This is a genomic window from Pseudenterobacter timonensis, assembly GCF_900021175.1.
GTDB classification, from domain to species: domain Bacteria; phylum Pseudomonadota; class Gammaproteobacteria; order Enterobacterales; family Enterobacteriaceae; genus Enterobacter; species Enterobacter timonensis.
Genome location: NZ_FCOP01000010.1, coordinates 101402 through 118382 on the forward strand (window position 1 = coordinate 101402; position 16981 = coordinate 118382).

General features: G+C 59.0%; 17 protein-coding genes. 3 read left to right on the forward strand and 14 right to left on the reverse strand.

Translation table 11 applies throughout. The annotated features are described in order from the left end of the window. Window positions 1–70 precede the first annotated feature (70 nt). From phnK to BN3796_RS02860, 10 genes are all read right to left on the reverse strand, one after another. On the reverse strand, window positions 71–826 hold the full coding sequence (phnK, locus tag BN3796_RS02815; RefSeq protein WP_061706913.1) for a phosphonate C-P lyase system protein PhnK: 756 nt from the start codon (window positions 824–826) through the stop codon (window positions 71–73). Next, window positions 823–1668: an alpha-D-ribose 1-methylphosphonate 5-phosphate C-P-lyase PhnJ gene (gene phnJ, locus BN3796_RS02820; RefSeq protein ID WP_061706914.1), complete on the reverse strand. Its 846-nt coding sequence runs from the start codon at window positions 1666–1668 to the stop codon at window positions 823–825. Before phnJ ends, phnK begins: the two co-directional genes overlap by 4 nt. Further along, the gene (locus tag BN3796_RS02825) at window positions 1661–2725 is read right to left on the reverse strand and encodes a carbon-phosphorus lyase complex subunit PhnI (protein WP_061706915.1); all 1065 of its coding nucleotides are present in this window, start codon (window positions 2723–2725) and stop codon (window positions 1661–1663) included. The genes phnJ and BN3796_RS02825 overlap by 8 nt, the downstream gene beginning before the upstream one ends. Then, window positions 2725–3309 carry a phosphonate C-P lyase system protein PhnH gene (phnH, locus tag BN3796_RS02830; protein WP_061706916.1) on the reverse strand — a complete coding sequence of 195 codons (585 nt, stop codon included), beginning with the start codon at window positions 3307–3309 and terminating at the stop codon, window positions 2725–2727. The genes BN3796_RS02825 and phnH overlap by 1 nt, the downstream gene beginning before the upstream one ends. Beyond that, window positions 3306–3758, reverse strand: coding sequence for a phosphonate C-P lyase system protein PhnG (gene phnG, locus BN3796_RS02835; protein WP_061706917.1), 453 nt, complete (start codon window positions 3756–3758; stop codon window positions 3306–3308). Before phnG ends, phnH begins: the two co-directional genes overlap by 4 nt. After that, window positions 3759–4484 (reverse strand): phosphonate metabolism transcriptional regulator PhnF, encoded by a 726-nt coding sequence (gene phnF, locus BN3796_RS02840; protein WP_061706918.1) that lies wholly within the window; start codon window positions 4482–4484, stop codon window positions 3759–3761. A 20-nt stretch (window positions 4485–4504) separates the two neighbouring features. Beyond that, complete coding sequence (gene phnE, locus BN3796_RS02845) at window positions 4505–5284, reverse strand: phosphonate ABC transporter, permease protein PhnE (RefSeq protein ID WP_061706919.1); 780 nt, start codon at window positions 5282–5284, stop codon at window positions 4505–4507. 279 nt (window positions 5285–5563) lie between these two features. Further along, window positions 5564–6580 carry a phosphonate ABC transporter substrate-binding protein gene (phnD, locus tag BN3796_RS02850; RefSeq protein WP_061706920.1) on the reverse strand — a complete coding sequence of 339 codons (1017 nt, stop codon included), beginning with the start codon at window positions 6578–6580 and terminating at the stop codon, window positions 5564–5566. A gap of 23 nt (window positions 6581–6603) precedes the next feature. Next, on the reverse strand, window positions 6604–7392 hold the full coding sequence (gene phnC, locus BN3796_RS02855; protein ID WP_061706921.1) for a phosphonate ABC transporter ATP-binding protein: 789 nt from the start codon (window positions 7390–7392) through the stop codon (window positions 6604–6606). Window positions 7393–7522: 130 nt separating this feature from the next. After that, window positions 7523–7858, reverse strand: a complete 336-nt coding sequence (locus BN3796_RS02860; RefSeq protein ID WP_061706922.1) for a zinc ribbon domain-containing protein YjdM — start codon at window positions 7856–7858, stop codon at window positions 7523–7525. 589 nt (window positions 7859–8447) lie between these two features. Here BN3796_RS02860 and crfC point away from each other — a divergent pair. Together crfC and BN3796_RS02870 are read left to right on the forward strand one after the other, a co-directional pair. Continuing rightward, complete coding sequence (gene crfC, locus BN3796_RS02865) at window positions 8448–10793, forward strand: clamp-binding protein CrfC (RefSeq protein ID WP_061706923.1); 2346 nt, start codon at window positions 8448–8450, stop codon at window positions 10791–10793. Beyond that, window positions 10790–11671: a diguanylate cyclase regulator RdcB family protein gene (locus BN3796_RS02870; RefSeq protein WP_061706924.1), complete on the forward strand. Its 882-nt coding sequence runs from the start codon at window positions 10790–10792 to the stop codon at window positions 11669–11671. Before crfC ends, BN3796_RS02870 begins: the two co-directional genes overlap by 4 nt. Before the next feature lie 232 nt (window positions 11672–11903). On the opposite strand, the gene hslO is transcribed toward BN3796_RS02870, so the two are convergent. The 4 genes from hslO to BN3796_RS02890 all read right to left on the reverse strand — a co-directional run bounded on the left by hslO (window position 11904) and on the right by BN3796_RS02890 (window position 16091). Next, window positions 11904–12782, reverse strand: coding sequence for an Hsp33 family molecular chaperone HslO (gene hslO / locus BN3796_RS02875; RefSeq protein WP_061706925.1), 879 nt, complete (start codon window positions 12780–12782; stop codon window positions 11904–11906). A 24-nt stretch (window positions 12783–12806) separates the two neighbouring features. Beyond that, window positions 12807–13208, reverse strand: a complete 402-nt coding sequence (gene hslR / locus BN3796_RS02880; RefSeq protein ID WP_061706926.1) for a ribosome-associated heat shock protein Hsp15 — start codon at window positions 13206–13208, stop codon at window positions 12807–12809. Continuing rightward, complete coding sequence (yrfG, locus tag BN3796_RS02885) at window positions 13205–13888, reverse strand: GMP/IMP nucleotidase (RefSeq protein WP_061706927.1); 684 nt, start codon at window positions 13886–13888, stop codon at window positions 13205–13207. The genes hslR and yrfG overlap by 4 nt, the downstream gene beginning before the upstream one ends. A 64-nt stretch (window positions 13889–13952) precedes the next feature. After that, window positions 13953–16091, reverse strand: coding sequence for an intracellular growth attenuator family protein (locus tag BN3796_RS02890; RefSeq protein WP_061706928.1), 2139 nt, complete (start codon window positions 16089–16091; stop codon window positions 13953–13955). Window positions 16092–16411: 320 nt separating this feature from the next. On the opposite strand from BN3796_RS02890, the gene nudE reads away from it, so the two are divergent. After that, the gene (gene nudE, locus BN3796_RS02895) at window positions 16412–16972 is read left to right on the forward strand and encodes an ADP compounds hydrolase NudE (RefSeq protein WP_061706929.1); all 561 of its coding nucleotides are present in this window, start codon (window positions 16412–16414) and stop codon (window positions 16970–16972) included. Window positions 16973–16981 lie beyond the last annotated feature (9 nt).

Here is a 16981-nt window from a genome sequence, read left to right on the forward strand (position 1 = left end):
TCGCCTTACCCGGCCTACGGTGCGGTGTTCACAGTCCGGGTGAGCGCAGCGCCTCCCGGCGACAGCGCCCTCAGTTCTGCAACACGGACGACACCAGCAGCTGGGTATAGGGATGATGCGGATCGTCCAGTACGCGGTCGGTCAGCCCACTTTCCACCACCTGACCCTGTTTCATCACCAGCAAACGGTCCGCCAGCAGGCGCGCCACGCCCAAATCGTGGGTGACAATCACCACCGCCAGGTTCAGCTCCACCACCAGGCTGCGCAGCAGATCCAGCAGGCGCGCCTGGACGGAGACGTCCAGCCCGCCGGTCGGTTCATCCATAAAAACCAGCTTCGGGTGGGTAACCAGGTTACGGGCGATTTGCAGACGCTGCTGCATCCCGCCGGAGAAGGTGGTCGGCAGGTCGTCAATGCGCGAGGCGGGGATCTCCACGTCGGTGAGCCACTTCTGCGCGGTGGCGCGGATCTCGCCGTAGTGACGCGCGCCGGTCGCCATCAGCCGTTCGCCGATATTGCCCCCCGCAGAGACGTGGCGGCGCAGGCCATCCATTGGATGCTGATGCACCACGCCCCACTCGGTGCGCAGCAGGCGGCGGCGCTCCGCCTCGCTCATCGCGTAAAGCGAGCGCGCCTGGTAGCGGATCTCTCCCTGCTGTGGGGTAAGGCGTGCAGAGAGGGATTTCAGCAGTGTGGTTTTGCCGGAGCCGGACTCGCCGACGATACCGAGCACTTCCCCCGGCCACAGGTCGAACGATACCGCCTCAAAGCCTTTTCCCGGCGCGTAGAGGTGAGTCAGGTTATTAACCGAAAGCAGCGGATTCATGAACGTTGTGCCTCGCTCTGTTGGCGGCAGTAATCGGTGTCGGAGCAGACAAACATCCGTTTGCCCGTGTCATCCAGCACCACTTCATCAAGGTAGCTGTGGGTGGAGCCGCAGATAGCGCACGGCTCGTCCCACGCCTGCACCGTAAAGGGATGATCGTCAAAATCGAGACTCTCCACCCGCGTGTAGGGCGGTACGGCATAGATGCGCTTTTCGCGCCCGGCGCCAAACAGCTGCAGCGCGGGCATCATGTCCATTTTAGGGTTATCGAATTTCGGGATTGGCGACGGGTCCATCACGTAGCGCCCGTTCACCTTCACCGGGTAGGCGTAGGTGGTGGCGATGTGGCCGAAGCGGGCGATATCTTCATACAGTTTCACCTGCATCACGCCGTACTCCTCCAGCGCGTGCATGGTGCGGGTTTCGGTTTCGCGCGGCTCGATAAAGCGCAGCGGCTCCGGGATCGGCACCTGGAAAATCAAAATCTGATCTTCCACCAGCGGCGTCTCCGGGATGCGGTGCCGCGTCTGGATCAGCGTCGCGTCTTCGGTTTTCTCGGTGGTCGCCACGCCGGTGACGCGCTTAAAGAAACTGCGGATCGAGACGGCGTTGGTGGTGTCGTCTGCCCCCTGGTCAATCACCTTCAGCACATCCGGCTCGCCGATAATGCTGGCGGTGATCTGAATACCGCCGGTCCCCCAGCCGTAGGGCATCGGCATTTCACGGCCGCCGAACGGCACCTGATAGCCCGGGATCGCCACCGCTTTTAAGATGGCGCGGCGGATCATGCGTTTGGTCTGTTCATCCAGATAAGCAAAGTTGTAGCCGCTTAAGTTAGCCATGTTCGCGCTCCCGTTGCAGGCGTTTCAGCAGTTCCAGTTCGGCCTGGAAATCGACGTAGTGGGGCAGTTTGAGGTGGGAGACGAAGCCTGCCGCCTCCACGTTATCCGCATGGGACAACACAAACTCCTCGTCCTGGGCGGGGCCGGCTACCTGTTCGTCATAGTCCGGGGCTTGCAGGGCGCGGTCGACCAGCGCCATCGCCATCGCTTTACGTTCGCTCATACCGAAGGTCAGCCCATAGCCGCGGGTAAAGTGGGGCGCCTCATCCTGCGGGGCGACGAAACCGTTGACCATTTCGCATTCTGTCATCAGCAATTCGCCGACGTTCACCGCAAATCCCAGCTCTTCCGGCACGATTGAGACGCTGATATAGCCGCTGCGGATCTCCCCCGCGAAGGGGTGGTTGCGCCCGTAGCCGCGCTGGGTGGAGTAGGCCAGCGCCAGCAGATAACCTTCATCGCCGCGCATCAGCTGCTGCAGGCGCGAGGAGCGCGAACATGGGTAGACCGGGGGCGTGCGGGTGATATCGTCCGGCTCCGCGCCGTTATCCTCTTCCGCTTTCGCCAGCCCCTGGTTCGCCAGCAGGCTAAAGAGGTGCGGCGCGGCCTCCTGCTGCGGCTCCGCCGTTTTCAGAGGGGGAGTTTCGCCGTTCGCCAGCAGGGTAAAGTCGAGCAGGCGATGGGTATAGTCATAGGTGGGTCCCAGCAGCTGGCCGCCGGGAATGTCTTTATAGACGGCGGAGATACGGCGCTCCAGGCGCATCTCTGCCGTGTTGAGCGGTTCGCTCACCGCCAGCTTCGCCAGCGTAGTGCGGTAGGCGCGCAGCAGAAAGATGGCTTCCACGTTATCGCCGCTCGCCTGTTTTAAGGCCGGCGCCGCCAGCTCCCGGTCGGCGATGCCGCCTTCGGTCATCACCCGGTCGACGGCCAGGTTCAACTGCTGTTCAATCTGGGCGACGCTCAGCTCCGCGACGGAAGGGGCACCCCGTCGCCTGTGCTCCTGCAGTTGATGCGCGGCGGCGATCGCCTTCTCGCCCCCTTTAACGGCAACGTACATCAGCATACCTCCACATGGGTGGTTCGCGGGATCGCCAGCAGACGCTCGCCGCAGGTCAGGATCAGGTCGATACCGAGCGGGAAAGGGTGCGGGCGCTCGGTCAGCTCATGAATAAGGCACTCCGGCAGCTGCGGGGCGACCATGCGCTCGTCGGCGATGCCCGCGCCGGTAAGACGCAGCATCCGGCCACCGCTGAGGCTCGTGACCTGCACTATCAGGGTAGCGCTGGTTTCCGGCGCCACGGCGGTGCCTGCCGACAGGACGTTAAGCTGCTCGTGGCTAATCTGATCGTCGGCTACGGCGAAAACCGCCTGCTGCGGCTGCTCTACCAGCGGCGCGCCGGTGTGAAAACGCAGGTTAGAGCTGACGATATCGTTATTGATTGCGCCGGAGATCCAGACCGGCGTGTCGTTATCCGCCAGCGTCAGCAACAGGCTGGTCGTGGCGAGGTTGAGCGGCTGCCAGCCATGTTTTATCTGGTGCAAAGCGACAATGACCCCTGGCTCGCTCATCGCTTTCAGCAGGCGGCGAAAGCTCTGCTGGGCATCGTGGACGGGCAGGGTAAAGGCGGTGTGTAGGGTCATGCGTTGTCTCCGCGAACGAGCGTAAAGAAGTCGACCCGGCTGGCGTTCACTTCCGCCTGGCGCGCGGCGATACGCGCGGCGCGGTCGGCTTCCAGCGAGGCAATCAGGGTTTCCATCAGATTCTGAAAATGGGCTGGCTCCTGCAGCAGTGCGTCGAGGGCGGCGCAGCGCTCGGCGTGCTCTTTGTCGCGCCCCAGCACGTAGCCGTAGCCGAGCGTACCGCTCGTCAGGCGCACCACGGCGCGGGTGAGCGTGGCGTCGCCTGCGAAGAAACGTTCGCCGGTCGCGCCCATGCGAGCCTGAAGCTGCACCAGCCCGGTTTCCGGGGCGCGGATCGGTTCATACTGCGGATCGAGGCTAAGGGCCTTCATCCTGGCGGCCAGCGTCGCAGGCTGGCTGTGGGCAAGCGCGGCCATCCAGCGCTGGCGGGTGGCGGTGTCGAAGTGCATTTAGTGCTCCATCGTCAGTTCGATCATGTCGGCGCGGGTCAGGCTGACGGAGTACTCCGCCGCATTCACCTCGCCGTCACGGTGGTTAAGGGTGCGCACGCAGAGCAGCGGCGCCATGTTGGGTATTTCCAGCACCTTGCTCTCTTTGGCCTGCGCGCGGCGGGCGCTGATGCGCGTCTGGGTGCGTCTGAGCACCAGGCCGGTCGCCGTAAAGAGAAAGTCGTGCAGCGAGCCGCTGGCGAAGCGTTGCAGCACCGGCCAGAGAGTCAGGTCGGAAAAGTAGTGATCGATCTGGCAGAGGGCGACGCCGTTGACCCGGCGCAGGGTACGCAGGTGAACCACGTTCTCCCCTTCGGCAATGCCCAGCGCGTCGGCGATATGATTTGAGGCCGGGCGCAGCACCGAGAGCAGTTTTTCGCTGGTGGGGTGGCTGCCCTGATCCAGCAGGTTCTGGCTGAAGCGCGCCTGAGCGTTAAGCGGGTAATCGAACGGGCGCATCAGCACCAGCACGCCTACTCCCTGGCGGCGCTGCACCCAGCCGCGCTCCACCAGCTGGTCGATGGCGCGACGCAGGGTGTGGCGGTTGACCTCGTAGCGGTCGGCAAGCTGCTGCTCGGCGGGAAGATAGTCGCCGCAGCGGTAGTGGTTACGTAGTTCGACCTCCAGCCTGGCGGCAATCTCCTGCCAGCGGGTGGGGTAACTGGTCGGATGTCTGGATAAGTGCATAGAAAACAACGCCTCGCTTATCAGATAAAGTGCTTACGCAGCCGTTGAGAGAGAAAATCCAGCAGGCTGACCGTGACGATAATGAGCACCATCAGGGCGCAGGTTTGCTGGAACTGGAAACCGCGAATCGCTTCCCACAGCGTGACGCCAATCCCGCCCGCGCCCACCATGCCGACCACCGTCGCGGAGCGAACGTTAGATTCAAAGCGGTAGAGGGAGTAGGAGATAAGCAGCGGCATCACCTGCGGCAGCACGCCGTAGAGGATCTCTTGGAGTTTGTTGGCGCCGGTGGCGCGGATGCCTTCAACCGGGCCCGGCTCAATCGCTTCCACCGCTTCCGAGAGCAGCTTGGAGAGCACGCCGGTGGTGTGGATAAAGAGCGCCAGCACGCCGGCAAAAGGACCAAGACCGACGGCGACCACGAACAGCATGGCGAAAACCATTTCGTTGATGGCCCGGCAGGCGTCCATCAGTCGGCGAACCGGCTGGTAGATCCACCACGGGACGATGTTGTCGGCGCTCATCAGGCCAAAGGGAATCGACAGAATGACCGCGAGGGCGGTACCCCAGACGGCGATTTGCAGCGTGACGGCCATTTCCCCGAGATAATCCTGCCACTGGCTGAAATCGGGCGGGAAGAAATCTGCGGCGAAGGTCGCCATATTGCCGGCATCGTTGAAGAGGGTGAGCGGCGCCATTTCGGCGCCCTGCCAGGAGATAACGAGTACCGCCAGCAGAATGGCCCAGCTGAAGAGCGAGAACCAGTTGCGTTTGGGTGGTGGAACGGTGATGGTGTGCATAGTGGCTCCGTTGGTTGGTGTATTCCCCTCACCCCGACCCTCTCCCCAAAGGGGAGAGGGGGGAAGGGCGCCGTGCCTTCGTTTACTCGTGGTCACGGGGAAAGGGCGCCGTGCCTTCGTTTACCCGTGGGCACGGGGAAAGGGCGCCGTGCCTTCGTTTACTCGTGGACACGGGGAAGGGCGCCGTGCCTTCGTTTACTCGTGATCGCGGGGGAAAAGGCCCCACCGTACAATCCCCTCTCCCCTCCGGGGAGAGGGTTAGGGTGAGGGGCACTCTTTTTACTGCACCGCTTTATTCACGCTGGTCATCGCGCCCAGCGCCGCGGTCAAACGATCCAGATCTTCAAGCTGCGCCTGAATTGCCGACACTTTGCTGGTCTTCTCTTCAGCGTTCAGCCCTTTGTTGTCCTTCACGCTCTGCATCTCTTTAAACAGCGCCAGCTGGCGAATCGGCACCAGTTGCAGGTCGCTGGAGGCGCGGAACGGCGCCCAGCCGAGGCGTTCCAGCACCGCTTTCTCTTCCGGCGTCTTGCCATAATTCATAAAGAAGTCATACACCTTGTCCTTGGTGACTTCGGAGAGGTTTTTACGCCAGACGATGGGATCGCCCGGGATCAGCGGCGACTTCCAGATCACCTTCAGCGCTTTCAGTTTGTCCGGCGCGGAGGTTTTGAGCTTGTCGAGGTTTTCGGTGTTGTTAGTGGCGACATCAACCTGCTTATTGGCTACCGCCAGCGCGTTGGTTTCGTGGCTGGCGTTCACGGTGCGCTTAAAGTCGCTGGCGGAGATGTTGTTCTTCGCGAAGACGTAATAGCCGGGCACCAGGAAGCCGGAGGTAGAGTTAGGATCGCCGTTGCCGAAGGTGAGATCTTTACGTTTGGCGATCAGATCGTTGAGGTTATTGATCGGGCTCTCTTTGTTGACGATCAATACGCTCCAGTAGCCCGGCGATCCGTCTGCCGCTACCGTCTGGGCAAAGACCTGACCGTTGGCGCGATCCACCGCTTCCATCGCTGAGAGGTTGCCGTACCAGGCGATGTCGACCTTGTTAAAACGCATCCCCTGGATGATGCCCGCGTAGTCCGGGGCGAAGAAGGCGTTCACTTTGATGCCCAGATTTTTCTCCATATCCTTCAGGAACGGTTCCCACTGGGGCTTCAGGTTTTGCTGTGACTCAGTTGAAATGATGCCGAAATTCAGCGCTTTTTCCTGTTCTTCGGCGTGCGCCGGGCTTAACAGGGTGCTCAGGCTGAAGATGCTGGTAAATGCCAGCGCAGCAACGGTTTTATAACTCATTTCCATTCCTCATGGTGGGGATGTCAGGCAGCCTGCGCGTTCTCATCGACGCGGTTGATGCTGCGGTAGAGATGATCAAAACGGTCGTTATCAAAGGCGTGGCTTGCGCCATCAAAAAAGAGGTGACCCTGACGCAGCGCGACGATGCGCTCGCAGTAGCGCAGGGCGTAATCGACCTGGTGCAGGGTGACGACGACGGTGATGCCGTCCTTCTGGTTGATGTCGCGCAAGATCTCCATCACGATGCGGGCCGATTCCGGATCCAGCGAGGCGATAGGTTCGTCCGCCAGAATGATCTTCGCCTGCTGCATCAGCGCCCTGGCGATCGCCACGCGCTGCTGCTGCCCGCCGGAGAGGGTAGAGACGCGCTGGCTGGCGAAGTGGGCCATGCCGACGCGGGTCAGCGCCTGAAGCGCACGCTGCTTCTGCTCGTGGCTGAACCAGCGCAGGCAGCTGCGCCAGAAAGGGGTACTGCCGAGGGCGCCGATCAGCACGTTCTCCAGTACCGTCAGGCGGTTAACGAGGTTGAATTGCTGAAAGATGCAGCCGGTCTGCGCGCGGCTTTTGCGGATATCGCGTGCCAGGCGTCCGGCGCGCTGTACGGTATTGCCCAGCAGTTCGACGCGGCTTTCCGGGGTATTATCGCCGGTCGTCAGGCCGCTTAAGTGGCGTAGCAGGGTCGATTTCCCCGAACCGGATGGGCCGAGTAGCGCCACCATTTCGCCCTGCTCTACGGTCAGATCAACGGCGTGCAGCGCCCGATTGTGGTGAAAGGTTTTGCTGAGTTTCTCGACGCGAATGACGGTATGCATGAGCAGAGCCTCCAGAATAAGGTGGCCTCATGCTGGCGGATGAACATGACAGTTGGGTTAAGTGTTGATTGCGGGAATTTGAAATATTGAGGGGAAAATGATGACAGGCGGGCCGAAGCCCGCCTGGAGATTAGCTTTTTTTCACAAATTCAGATTTAAGCTTCATCGGGCCAAAGCCGTCGATTTTGCAGTCGATATTATGATCGCCTTCCACCAGACGGATATTTTTCACTTTGGTGCCGATCTTCAGCATGGAGGAGCTGCCTTTTACCTTCAGATCTTTAACAACGGTTACGCTGTCGCCGTCCGCCAGCAGGTTGCCGTTGGCATCCTTAACAATCAGCTCATCGCTCTCCTGTTCGGCCTGGGCGTCGTTCCATTCGTGAGCGCACTCCGGGCAGATATACATCCCGTTATCTTCATAGGTGTATTCGGAGTGGCATTTCGGGCAGTTTGGCAGTGACATGGGGTATCCTCAAAAGGGGCTAAGGGGGCTGGAAAAGCCAGCCGAAAAACGGCGCGCTGCCGTAAAAACGGTAAGTATACCGGAAAACCCTACGGTTGTCGGGGATAGTCTTTTTTTAAGACTTTTTAAAATTGCTGTCGCGCTGGCAGTAAATGAACCATAGTCGCGCAATACTCCGCAGGTTTTTGCAGCCTTAATCGCATAACGCGGTTATATCGAATATTTTATGGCGGCAAATTGCCAGCTATCATCATTTCAGATAAGGTGAGAACCAGGTTGTAATTTAACTGCAACAGCCGTTTCGCTTTACTCTGGTGAGCGGGCACACCTCTCATTTTGGGTAGGTAAACCGGGATGTTTAACGCCGGAATTTGATTAAAAATAGCCTACGTTCTTTCCTTCAGCTTTTCCTGCTGCGAGGGGCGTTGCGGCACGTCTGCTGAGGAAAATAATTAATTCTCTAATCTCTTCAGGCGGTTATATCGATGCACATATTTTCCACACGTAATCATAAAAGCCGAAATTTTAATATTAAAACGATACGGCGTAATAAAAGTAATTAATTTGCGTTAAGGAAAGGCTTTTTATCATGCACACACAAACAATATTTGAATTAAGCCAGGAGGCGGAGCGGCTATTGCAGCTCGCCTTACAAAATCTGGGTTCGTTAAAATCTATTCCGGTCGCCATGCTGGATAACACCACCGCAGCGATAACGGGCGAGACGAATAACGTTTTACCTCTCCATTTTAGCGCCCGCAGCCTGGAGACTCAGCAGGCAATGCTGAACAACGAGCTGAGGAAAATTACCCGTCTTGAGATGGTGCTGGCGATTGTGGGCACCATGAAGGCGGGAAAATCGACCACCATCAACGCTATCGTCGGCACCGAGGTGCTGCCCAACCGCAACCGTCCGATGACCGCGCTGCCGACGCTGATTCGCCATACGCCGGGGCAGAAAGAGCCGGTGCTCCACTTCGCCCACGTTTCGCCCATCGATGCGCTAATCAAACAGCTGCAGCAAAAATTAAGCAATTACGATCGCGGCAAGCTGACGCGGCGGCTGGAGATTGATAAAGATATGAATACCCTGCTTGGCCGTATTGAGCAGGGCGAAGCCTTTGAAAAACATTACCTTGGCGCGCAGCCCATTTTTCAGTGCCTGAAAAGTCTTAACGATCTGGTGCGGCTGTCGCGAGCGCTGAGGGTCGATTTTCCATTTTCCGACTATGCGGCTATCGAACATATTCCGGTAATAGAGGTGGAGTTTGTTCATCTCGCCGGGCTGAATGCGTATCCCGGACAGCTGACGCTGCTGGATACCCCCGGCCCGAACGAGGCCGGGCAGCCCCATCTGCAGCGTATGCTCAGCGAGCAGCTCGCCCGCGCCTCGGCGGTGCTGGCGGTGATGGATTACACCCAGCTTAAGTCGGTATCGGATGAGGAGGTACGGCAGGCTATTTCGGCGGTGGGCAAATCGGTGCCGCTCTTTGCGCTGGTGAATAAGTTCGATCAGAAAGATCGCAACAGCGATGATGAAGAGCAGGTGCGGGCGATGATCTCCGGTACCCTGATGAAAGGGCATATCTCGCCCGGGCAAATTTTTCCCGTCTCCTCCATGTGGGCCTATCTGGCGAACCGCGCCCGCTCTGAAATCACCAGCCGGGGCGTACTGCCGGATCCCCGGGAGCAGCGCTGGGTGCAGGATTTTGCCGAAGCGGCGCTGGGAAGACGCTGGCGAACAGCGGATCTTGCTGACGCAGAGCACATCCGGCACGCCGCCGATCTGCTGTGGGAGGACTCCCTCTTTGAGCAGCCGATCCGCAAGCTTATCTACGCCGCCTACGCTAACGCCTCGCTCTATGCCTTGCGTTCGGCGTCACATAAATTGCTCAACTATGCGAATAACACCCGGGAATATCTCGATTTCCGCTATCAGGGGCTGACGGTGGCCTTTGACGAGCTGCAGCGTAATATCGCGCGGCTGGAGGAGGATATGATCTTGCTGCAGGGGCGGCAGGAGCGGGCACGCGACGAGGTTGATCACGAAGTCTCGCAGGCGCTGGCGGCGGCGGATCGGTTTATCTCCCTGCAGCAAACCCAGCTTCAGCAGGCGATCGGCGCGATTTTTGACGCGGAGAATCTGCTGGAGCTGGCAGGCGTTCGCCCGGAAAGCGGTCCGACCGCGGCGCCGGAACGGCTGGTGCTGGAAGATGAGGGGCAGGCGCAGGTGGTGCTAAATAAAGTCAGCGCCGCCTGCGAAATGGTGATGCTGGATGCGCAGAACAAAATCAGCCGCGAGCTGGCGCTGCGCTTCGATCTGCTGGAGTCGACGCTGGCCCGCGCCCTGAACGAGGCGATGCGGCCCATTGAAACGCGGATTAAAGAGGAACTCAGCCATGCCGGTTTTCGCGCGCGGATTAGCTTTCCCGCTTTCCAGGCCAGCCAGCTTAACTTTAATACCCGCGGGCTGTTTAACGACGCCATCGCCCGGGAGCATCGCCCGGCAGGCGTCGCCTCCGGGACAAGCAGCGTGCGTGAGACGCTTTCACGCTGGCTCAATAATCCGGGCTGGGGGTGGGAAGATTACGTGATGACGCGCACGCACTACGTCATTGATATAGCTCAGCTTTATTCCCGATTCATGGAGCATGTGACGCAGTTTTGTGAACAAATCCGTAAAGCTTTGAGCGCGCAGGTCGATGTCTCTGTTACAGCGGGAATGGCGACCTTTTTTGCAGAGTTTTCGTTATGTCTCGCCAGCTTACAGGAAAGTTTGCGTGACAGCCTCGCAGTGCGGCAACAGAATGAGCACGCCACCCGGGCGCTTGGCCAACTGCTGCAACAAGGCATTTCCACTGCGACGTGGATTCAGGAAGATACCCGACTGTTACGCGATGACATTCAAACCCTATTCGCGGCAGAACAACTATGACAACACAGCTACTGGATGGCCCCGGGCGGATGCTGGAGTCGATTTACCCGAAATTTATGGTGGATCTGGTATCGGGGGCGGAGGCGGGGCGCCATACCGCGCCTGCGCATCAGCAGCAGCAATTTCGTGAACGTTTAACGCAGGAGATCCTCGCCCGGACGAAGCTCCGACCCTGGGCCATGAGCGGAATGTTCAGCGAAAATGCTGCGCTGCGCCTGGGGCTGGCGGAAAAGCTGGCGGGGATGTACGACCCGGGACATCTGGCGCTCTGCCTTATGAGCGATAAGCTGACACGACTGCGTCAGCAGGCGAACCGCCGGGGGGCGATCCCGCCCGGGCTGCAGCAGCAATATGAGGCGCTGTCGGGCCACTTTATGCAGCGGGCCGCTTATAAAGAGAAAGCGTTATCCCAGCGCGGGTTAACGGTGCAGGCGGGGGAGCATAGCGAGCAGATTTTTACCCGCTGGCGCGCCGGGGAGTATGACGGCTGGTCGCTGGCGGGGCGCTGCTATATTGCACTGGAGGAGCTGCGCTGGGGGCCGTTCGGCGACGCCTGTCGGCTGGCGAACCCGGACGTGGCCGCCATGCTGAAGGATAACGTCAGGAGTATTGCGGCGAACCATCTCGCGCAGGGGATTAACGCGTCGGTCGCCACCCGTCATTTTTATCATCAATGGCTGACCACTCCGGTAACGCCGCATTTGATGGAGCACAAAGAGATGCTGGGCTGGCTGGGAGAGGGGTACCAGGCGGAACGCCATCCGGTGAACTGGTCTGTCAGCCAGACCTGGCAGACGGTTGCGCTGGGTATGCCGCGGCTCTGCTCGGCGAAACGGCTGGCGGATGCGATGGTGGAGGAGATTTTCGCAGAACGGTGAGAGGACGCTTTGCCCCTCACCCTAACCCTCTCCCCAAAGGGGAGAGGGAACCGATCACACTTAACGTTAGTGGTTTTCCCCCTCTCCCCAAAGGGGAGAGGAAACCGATCACGCTTAACGTTAGTGGTTTTCCCCCTCTCCCCAAAGGGGAGAGGGAACCGATCACGCTTAACGTTAGTGGTTTTCCCCCTCTCCCCTTTGGGAGAGGGCCGGGGTGAGGGGAAAGGCGCGATCAATGTACCTGCGGATCCGCCGGAGAGGCGTTATTACGGATCTCAGCGATATCCATCGAATTGAACACATAATGCGTCCCGCAGTAGTCGCAATGCATGTCAATTTCGCCCTCTTCGGCGATGATGCTGTCGATCTCTTCATCTGGCAGGGTTTTCAGCGCGCCGGCGCAGCGCTCGCGTGAGCAGGTGCACTTGAACTCGACGTCCTGCGGATCGTACAGGGTCACCTCTTCTTCATGATAGAGACGCCACAACACTTCGTTTGCCGGCAGGGTCAGCAGCTCTTCCGCCTTGATGGTTTCCGTCAGCGTCGCCAGATGCTCAAAGTCATCGCCCTGGGCGTTCTGCGCGGGCAGAACCTGTAACAGCATGCCGCCTGCCGCAGGCTGGCCGTCCACTTCGCCGGTGCGAATAAACAGGCGCGTTGGCAGCTGTTCGGAGCGCAGGAAGTAATCTTCCAGGCAAGCGGCGAGGGTATCCCCTTCCAGACCGACCACGCCCTGATAACGTTCGCCCTCTTCTGGCGTAATGGTGATCACCAGGTAGCCGTTGCCCACCAGCGTTTTCAGGTCTGCGCCTTCCGGCACCTCACCCTGCACGCGCGCGACGCCGCGCATCTGCTGCTGGTTGTTGCCGTTAATGACCGCCAGCGTCATCGGCCCGTCGCCCTGAAGCTGCACGGTAATATCGCCGGCAAACTTCAGCGTGGCGGTCAGCAGGCTGGTCGCTACCAGTAACTCACCGAGCAGGGTCTTAACCGGCTGCGGATAGCTGTGATTCTCCAGGATCTGTTTCCAGGTTTCGGAGACGGTCACCAGCTCGCCGCGAACGGCAAATTTTTCAAACAGGTAGCGATGTAATTGGTCGTGTTGGGACATAATTTTCTCTCGTTCAGGCCAGAATCACTCGTTCTCGCCATATTTAAATTTCATCAGATCGCGGCGCTCTTTTTTATCCGGTCGCCGGTCCGGGTGCGGCATGGTCAGGGCGTTCATTTTACGCGCCAGCGCCGTTTTCTCACGCTTCTCGATGCTTTCCGCCGTCTCTTCATACATCAAAACGGCCTCGGCTGCCGGGCGGCGCTGTTCGGATATCGCCCTGACGATCACGGTGCGTTCGTCGTTTCCCTGGCGTAGCGTCAGCGTGGCGTTCAGCTCCACTACCTTACTCGGCTTGCTGCGCTGGCCATTGTAGTGCACTTTTCCGCCGTCGATCATCTCGCGGGCCAGGGAGCGGGTCTTATAAAAACGCGCCGCCCAGAGCCATTTGTCCAGCCTTACACCCTCAGAGGGTTTCTCTTTCATGGCGTCTCCTTCACGGTGAGGGAGGGGATCATCCGGCGGTAGTCGTTTAACGCCGGATGCCGCAGGTAGCTTTTCTCAGCCAGGCCAGAATCAGGATTGGTGACGCCCAGGCAATAACGGATGCCAAAGGCGGCGGCCGCATCCAGAATCGGCTCGCTATCATCAATAAACAGCGTCCTTTCCGGCTGCAGACCGGTCTCTTTCGCTACGGCCTGCCACAGTCGCTGATCCTCTTTCGGATAACCAAATGTGTGGGTGGAAAGTAATAAATCAAGGTGTGATGCCAGCCCGGTATGTTCAAGCTTTACCGCCAGATTATGTGGATGGGCGTTCGTCAGCAAAATACGCCGCTTGCCGCTCTCCTTCAGCGCGTTGAGGAAAGGCACCGTATCCTCGCGCAGGACCGCAGACGGCCCCTGGGCGGTGGTCATCGCGCAGATGTCCAGCCCCAGGCGTTCGCTCCAGTAATCCAGACAGTACCAGTTTAGCGTATGCTGCACGGCGTGATACTGCTCGCGCAGATATTCCTGCGCTTTGGCTGGCGTGATCCCCTGCTGCGCGCCGTAAGTTTCCGGCACCAGCTTTTGCCAGAAATAGTTATCGAACGCCAGATCGAGCAGGGTGCCGTCCATATCCAGCAGGACGGTATCCACCTCCTGCCAGGCGATATCAAAATGCATAGGGGATTCTCCAGCCAGGGAAAAATGTGCGCGACAGGTTAGCATAACTTGTCGCGCAGCGGCGTTATCCGATCAGGTTTTCCGGGGAAGAGACGAGCTTGGGATTCAGGCAATTTTCATAATATTGCTGGATCTCCGCCAGACGGGTGCGCGAGCGCTGGTAGCGACGCAGAGCGGCCACACCGTTCCACAGCAGGCAGACCAGCAGGGTGAACATCAGCAGCGAGGTCGCAGCGTAGCGCCACAGGCCCGCGCGATCCGGAATGCGGTGGAGGTTGATATGCCGGGTGCCGTTAGCGTCGGTATATATCCCGGTAATAATGCCCTCGGCGCTAAACGGCGTCTGCATCAGCATTTGCGCCAGACGCTGGAACTCTCCCCACTGCTCCTGAGCGGGGAAATCATACAGGGCAACCGGAGGGTAGGGCTGATCGACCAGCTCGCTTCCCTCGTCGCTGGCGATAACAAAGCCGCCCGGCGCCGGGCTGTTAAGCGCCTGCGCCGCGCGGGTGGTTTCGCGCATGACAAAAGGCGCGGTCGAGGTAGCGACCAGATTATCCAGCGACTCGGCGCTTACCGGACGCAGCAGAACGTTCACGCCGTCAAGTCGGCCCGCTTCGGCGCGTTTCACCAGCGCCTCCCAGTCTTTGCTGTTGCCCAGGTTGACCAGCGCGTTTTTCAGCCGGACGCAATCATCCGGCGCTTCGCAGAGATCCTGCGTTTTCATTACGATATCGCCAAAATCATCCAGCAGCACCATGCCGGATTTTTGGATGGCGGAGCGCAGCGACTGGCTGACGCGCGAGTTATCTTCCGGCTGCGGATGGAGCTGGCGGCTCAACGCCTGGGTGAGGGCGGTCGCCTTGCTGACAATATCGGACTCCGGTAGCGGCAGCGGCGGCGCGTTATTCCAGATAATCTGCGAGCAGTCGAACGGCGTAAAGGGCGAGCTTTGTCGCGTACTCCAGGCCCCCGGGGCATGAATACTGCACATGCCGGTTCCCTTCAGCTGCACCGTATCGCCCACGCGGATCTTCGCCTCTTCCAGCGCGTTAACGCTGGTGGCCTCGATGGTTTGCGCCCCTTTAATCCACGACAGGGTAAATTTAACGGGCATATCAAGTGGAACAAACAGGAGCAGCATCACCAGTACCAGCGCCGCGCCGCCTGCGATCACCGCGCTGCGCAGCCAGTGCTGGAGGGGGAAATTTTTGACTTCGTCATGCAGGGATAAATAACGCCCCTGCCGCACAACGTGGCGGTCAAGGTAGATATCGATATCGGTTTTCTGCCCCAAATCCTGGGCGATCCACGGCTGCCAGTGGCGGGGGTAGATCAGATCGATAATGCCAAGGGAGATATTATTGATATGCTCCTGATCGTTCTCTCCGAACAGCCCCCAGCGCTTGGGCGTACCACGCAGGCAGTGGATTTCACGCAGTGCCGTTTTCGACGGCGGCGCAAATAATCCCCACAGGCCCGCCGCCAGCAGCAGCACGCCGCCGCCCGCCAGCCACGGAGAAAAGACGTCCGGCGTCATCAGGCAGAAGAAGAACAGCAGGAACGACGCCACAATCAGCGCCGCTTCGCGGATCCCGTCCGGGCGGCTCAGGGCGTACTCCTCGTGCGTCTCCTGGCGGATGTTCAACAGCTCAATCTGCTCGCTCTCTTCACCGCGAATCGAGGCCTGAGTCGCGCTGGCGCGCTCCAGCGCGAAACGCGGCGCCTCCTGTACATACTCATTCAGGGTGTGGCCGTTAAGGGCGATTACCAGCGGCAGTGAGTCGGTGTGGATCAGCTCAACGGTATTTTCATCGTTGATATATTGTTCCCAGAACGGCGGCAGATGCACCTCGACCGAATCGAGATAGTAACGCCATTTATTGGGATCGTCGGTGGTAATGCCGTAACGGGTGATGGAGCGCGTTACGCACAAAACGGTGTCGCTCTCGGCGTTGAGCGTTAATGAGACGGGCGCAACGGTGGCGCCGGTCGGCCCCGGCGTCTGGCGGGTACGGTTGAGCGTGTCGAGATAATTTTCGACTGCGCTGCGCTCTTCGGGTGCGAGCTTGCGTGTGGATGCACCAGCAAAAGCGTTTAAAAAAGGTAATCGATGTCGACGTTGCGCACGCCGCCGGTATAACCACCCTGCAATAATTACGCAGGCCAGCATAGCAGCGATAAAAATCAAAATGGTGCTCATGCTTTTCCCATCTTACTTATATTACAGGTGTAGTCAGTTGCACCTTTGACGATTGACTTTCGGTGATTATCTATCGGCCATTCCGGCGTTGAACTTGAGCATTTTCGAAGCGCATCCCACTCATCGCCGATGATAGCAAAGGCGGCGAAATCGGGATATCAGCAAATTCCTGGAATAATTTCAACCTCTTGACTTTTCCAAAAAAATGCGAAATGAGTCAATAAACGTTGCAAATATGTAAATAAAGCGCGATTGACATTGCCCAAACCCTGCAGCGTAACGCACAATAAACGCAGTTCCCACAGCAAAGATCCCTCACTATGAGCAAACCCTTACAAAAGCCCACCATTCTGCATGTTGAAACTGTCGCTAAATCGCGTCTGTTTAACGTTGAGAGCGTGGATCTGGAGTTCAGCAACGGCGTGCGACGCGTATATGAACGTATGCGCCCTTCGACGCGTGAAGCAGTGATGATTGTTCCTGTTGTGGATGAACACATTATCCTGATCCGCGAATATGCCGTGGGCACCGAGTCCTATGAACTGGGCTTTTCCAAGGGGTTGATTGATCCTGGCGAGACGGTATTCGAGGCGGCGAACCGCGAGCTAAAAGAGGAGGTCGGTTTTGGCGCAAAAAACCTGACTTTCCTGAAAAAGCTGAGCATGGCGCCCTCCTACTTTTCCAGCAAGATGAATATCGTGGTGGCGGAAGATCTCTACCCTGAATCGCTGGAGGGGGATGAGCCGGAGCCGCTGCCGCAGGTACGCTGGCCGCTGGCGCATCTGATGGATCTGCTGGAAGAGCCAGACTTCAATGAAGCGCGTAACGTCAGCGCGCTGTTCCTGCTGCGTGAATGGTTGAAAGGGCAGGGACGGCTTTAGCGGTCTGCG

What these genes read in the sequence shown, in the direction of transcription:
- phnK (WP_061706913.1), bottom strand. Translation starts at nt 826, where the DNA reads ATGAATCCGCTGCTTTCGGTTAATAACCTGACTCACCTCTACGCGCCG.
- crfC (WP_061706923.1), top strand. Translation starts at nt 8,448, where the DNA reads ATGCACACACAAACAATATTTGAATTAAGCCAGGAGGCGGAGCGGCTA.
- phnG (WP_061706917.1), bottom strand. Translation starts at nt 3,758, where the DNA reads ATGCACTTCGACACCGCCACCCGCCAGCGCTGGATGGCCGCGCTTGCC.
- phnE (WP_061706919.1), bottom strand. Translation starts at nt 5,284, where the DNA reads ATGCACACCATCACCGTTCCACCACCCAAACGCAACTGGTTCTCGCTC.
- yrfG (WP_061706927.1), bottom strand. Translation starts at nt 13,888, where the DNA reads ATGCATTTTGATATCGCCTGGCAGGAGGTGGATACCGTCCTGCTGGAT.
- hslR (WP_061706926.1), bottom strand. Translation starts at nt 13,208, where the DNA reads ATGAAAGAGAAACCCTCTGAGGGTGTAAGGCTGGACAAATGGCTCTGG.
- BN3796_RS02890 (WP_061706928.1), bottom strand. Translation starts at nt 16,091, where the DNA reads ATGAGCACCATTTTGATTTTTATCGCTGCTATGCTGGCCTGCGTAATT.
- phnF (WP_061706918.1), bottom strand. Translation starts at nt 4,484, where the DNA reads ATGCACTTATCCAGACATCCGACCAGTTACCCCACCCGCTGGCAGGAG.
- phnC (WP_061706921.1), bottom strand. Translation starts at nt 7,392, where the DNA reads ATGCATACCGTCATTCGCGTCGAGAAACTCAGCAAAACCTTTCACCAC.
- BN3796_RS02870 (WP_061706924.1), top strand. Translation starts at nt 10,790, where the DNA reads ATGACAACACAGCTACTGGATGGCCCCGGGCGGATGCTGGAGTCGATT.
- BN3796_RS02825 (WP_061706915.1), bottom strand. Translation starts at nt 2,725, where the DNA reads ATGTACGTTGCCGTTAAAGGGGGCGAGAAGGCGATCGCCGCCGCGCAT.
- phnJ (WP_061706914.1), bottom strand. Translation starts at nt 1,668, where the DNA reads ATGGCTAACTTAAGCGGCTACAACTTTGCTTATCTGGATGAACAGACC.
- hslO (WP_061706925.1), bottom strand. Translation starts at nt 12,782, where the DNA reads ATGTCCCAACACGACCAATTACATCGCTACCTGTTTGAAAAATTTGCC.
- nudE (WP_061706929.1), top strand. Translation starts at nt 16,412, where the DNA reads ATGAGCAAACCCTTACAAAAGCCCACCATTCTGCATGTTGAAACTGTC.
- phnH (WP_061706916.1), bottom strand. Translation starts at nt 3,309, where the DNA reads ATGACCCTACACACCGCCTTTACCCTGCCCGTCCACGATGCCCAGCAG.
- BN3796_RS02860 (WP_061706922.1), bottom strand. Translation starts at nt 7,858, where the DNA reads ATGTCACTGCCAAACTGCCCGAAATGCCACTCCGAATACACCTATGAA.
- phnD (WP_061706920.1), bottom strand. Translation starts at nt 6,580, where the DNA reads ATGAGTTATAAAACCGTTGCTGCGCTGGCATTTACCAGCATCTTCAGC.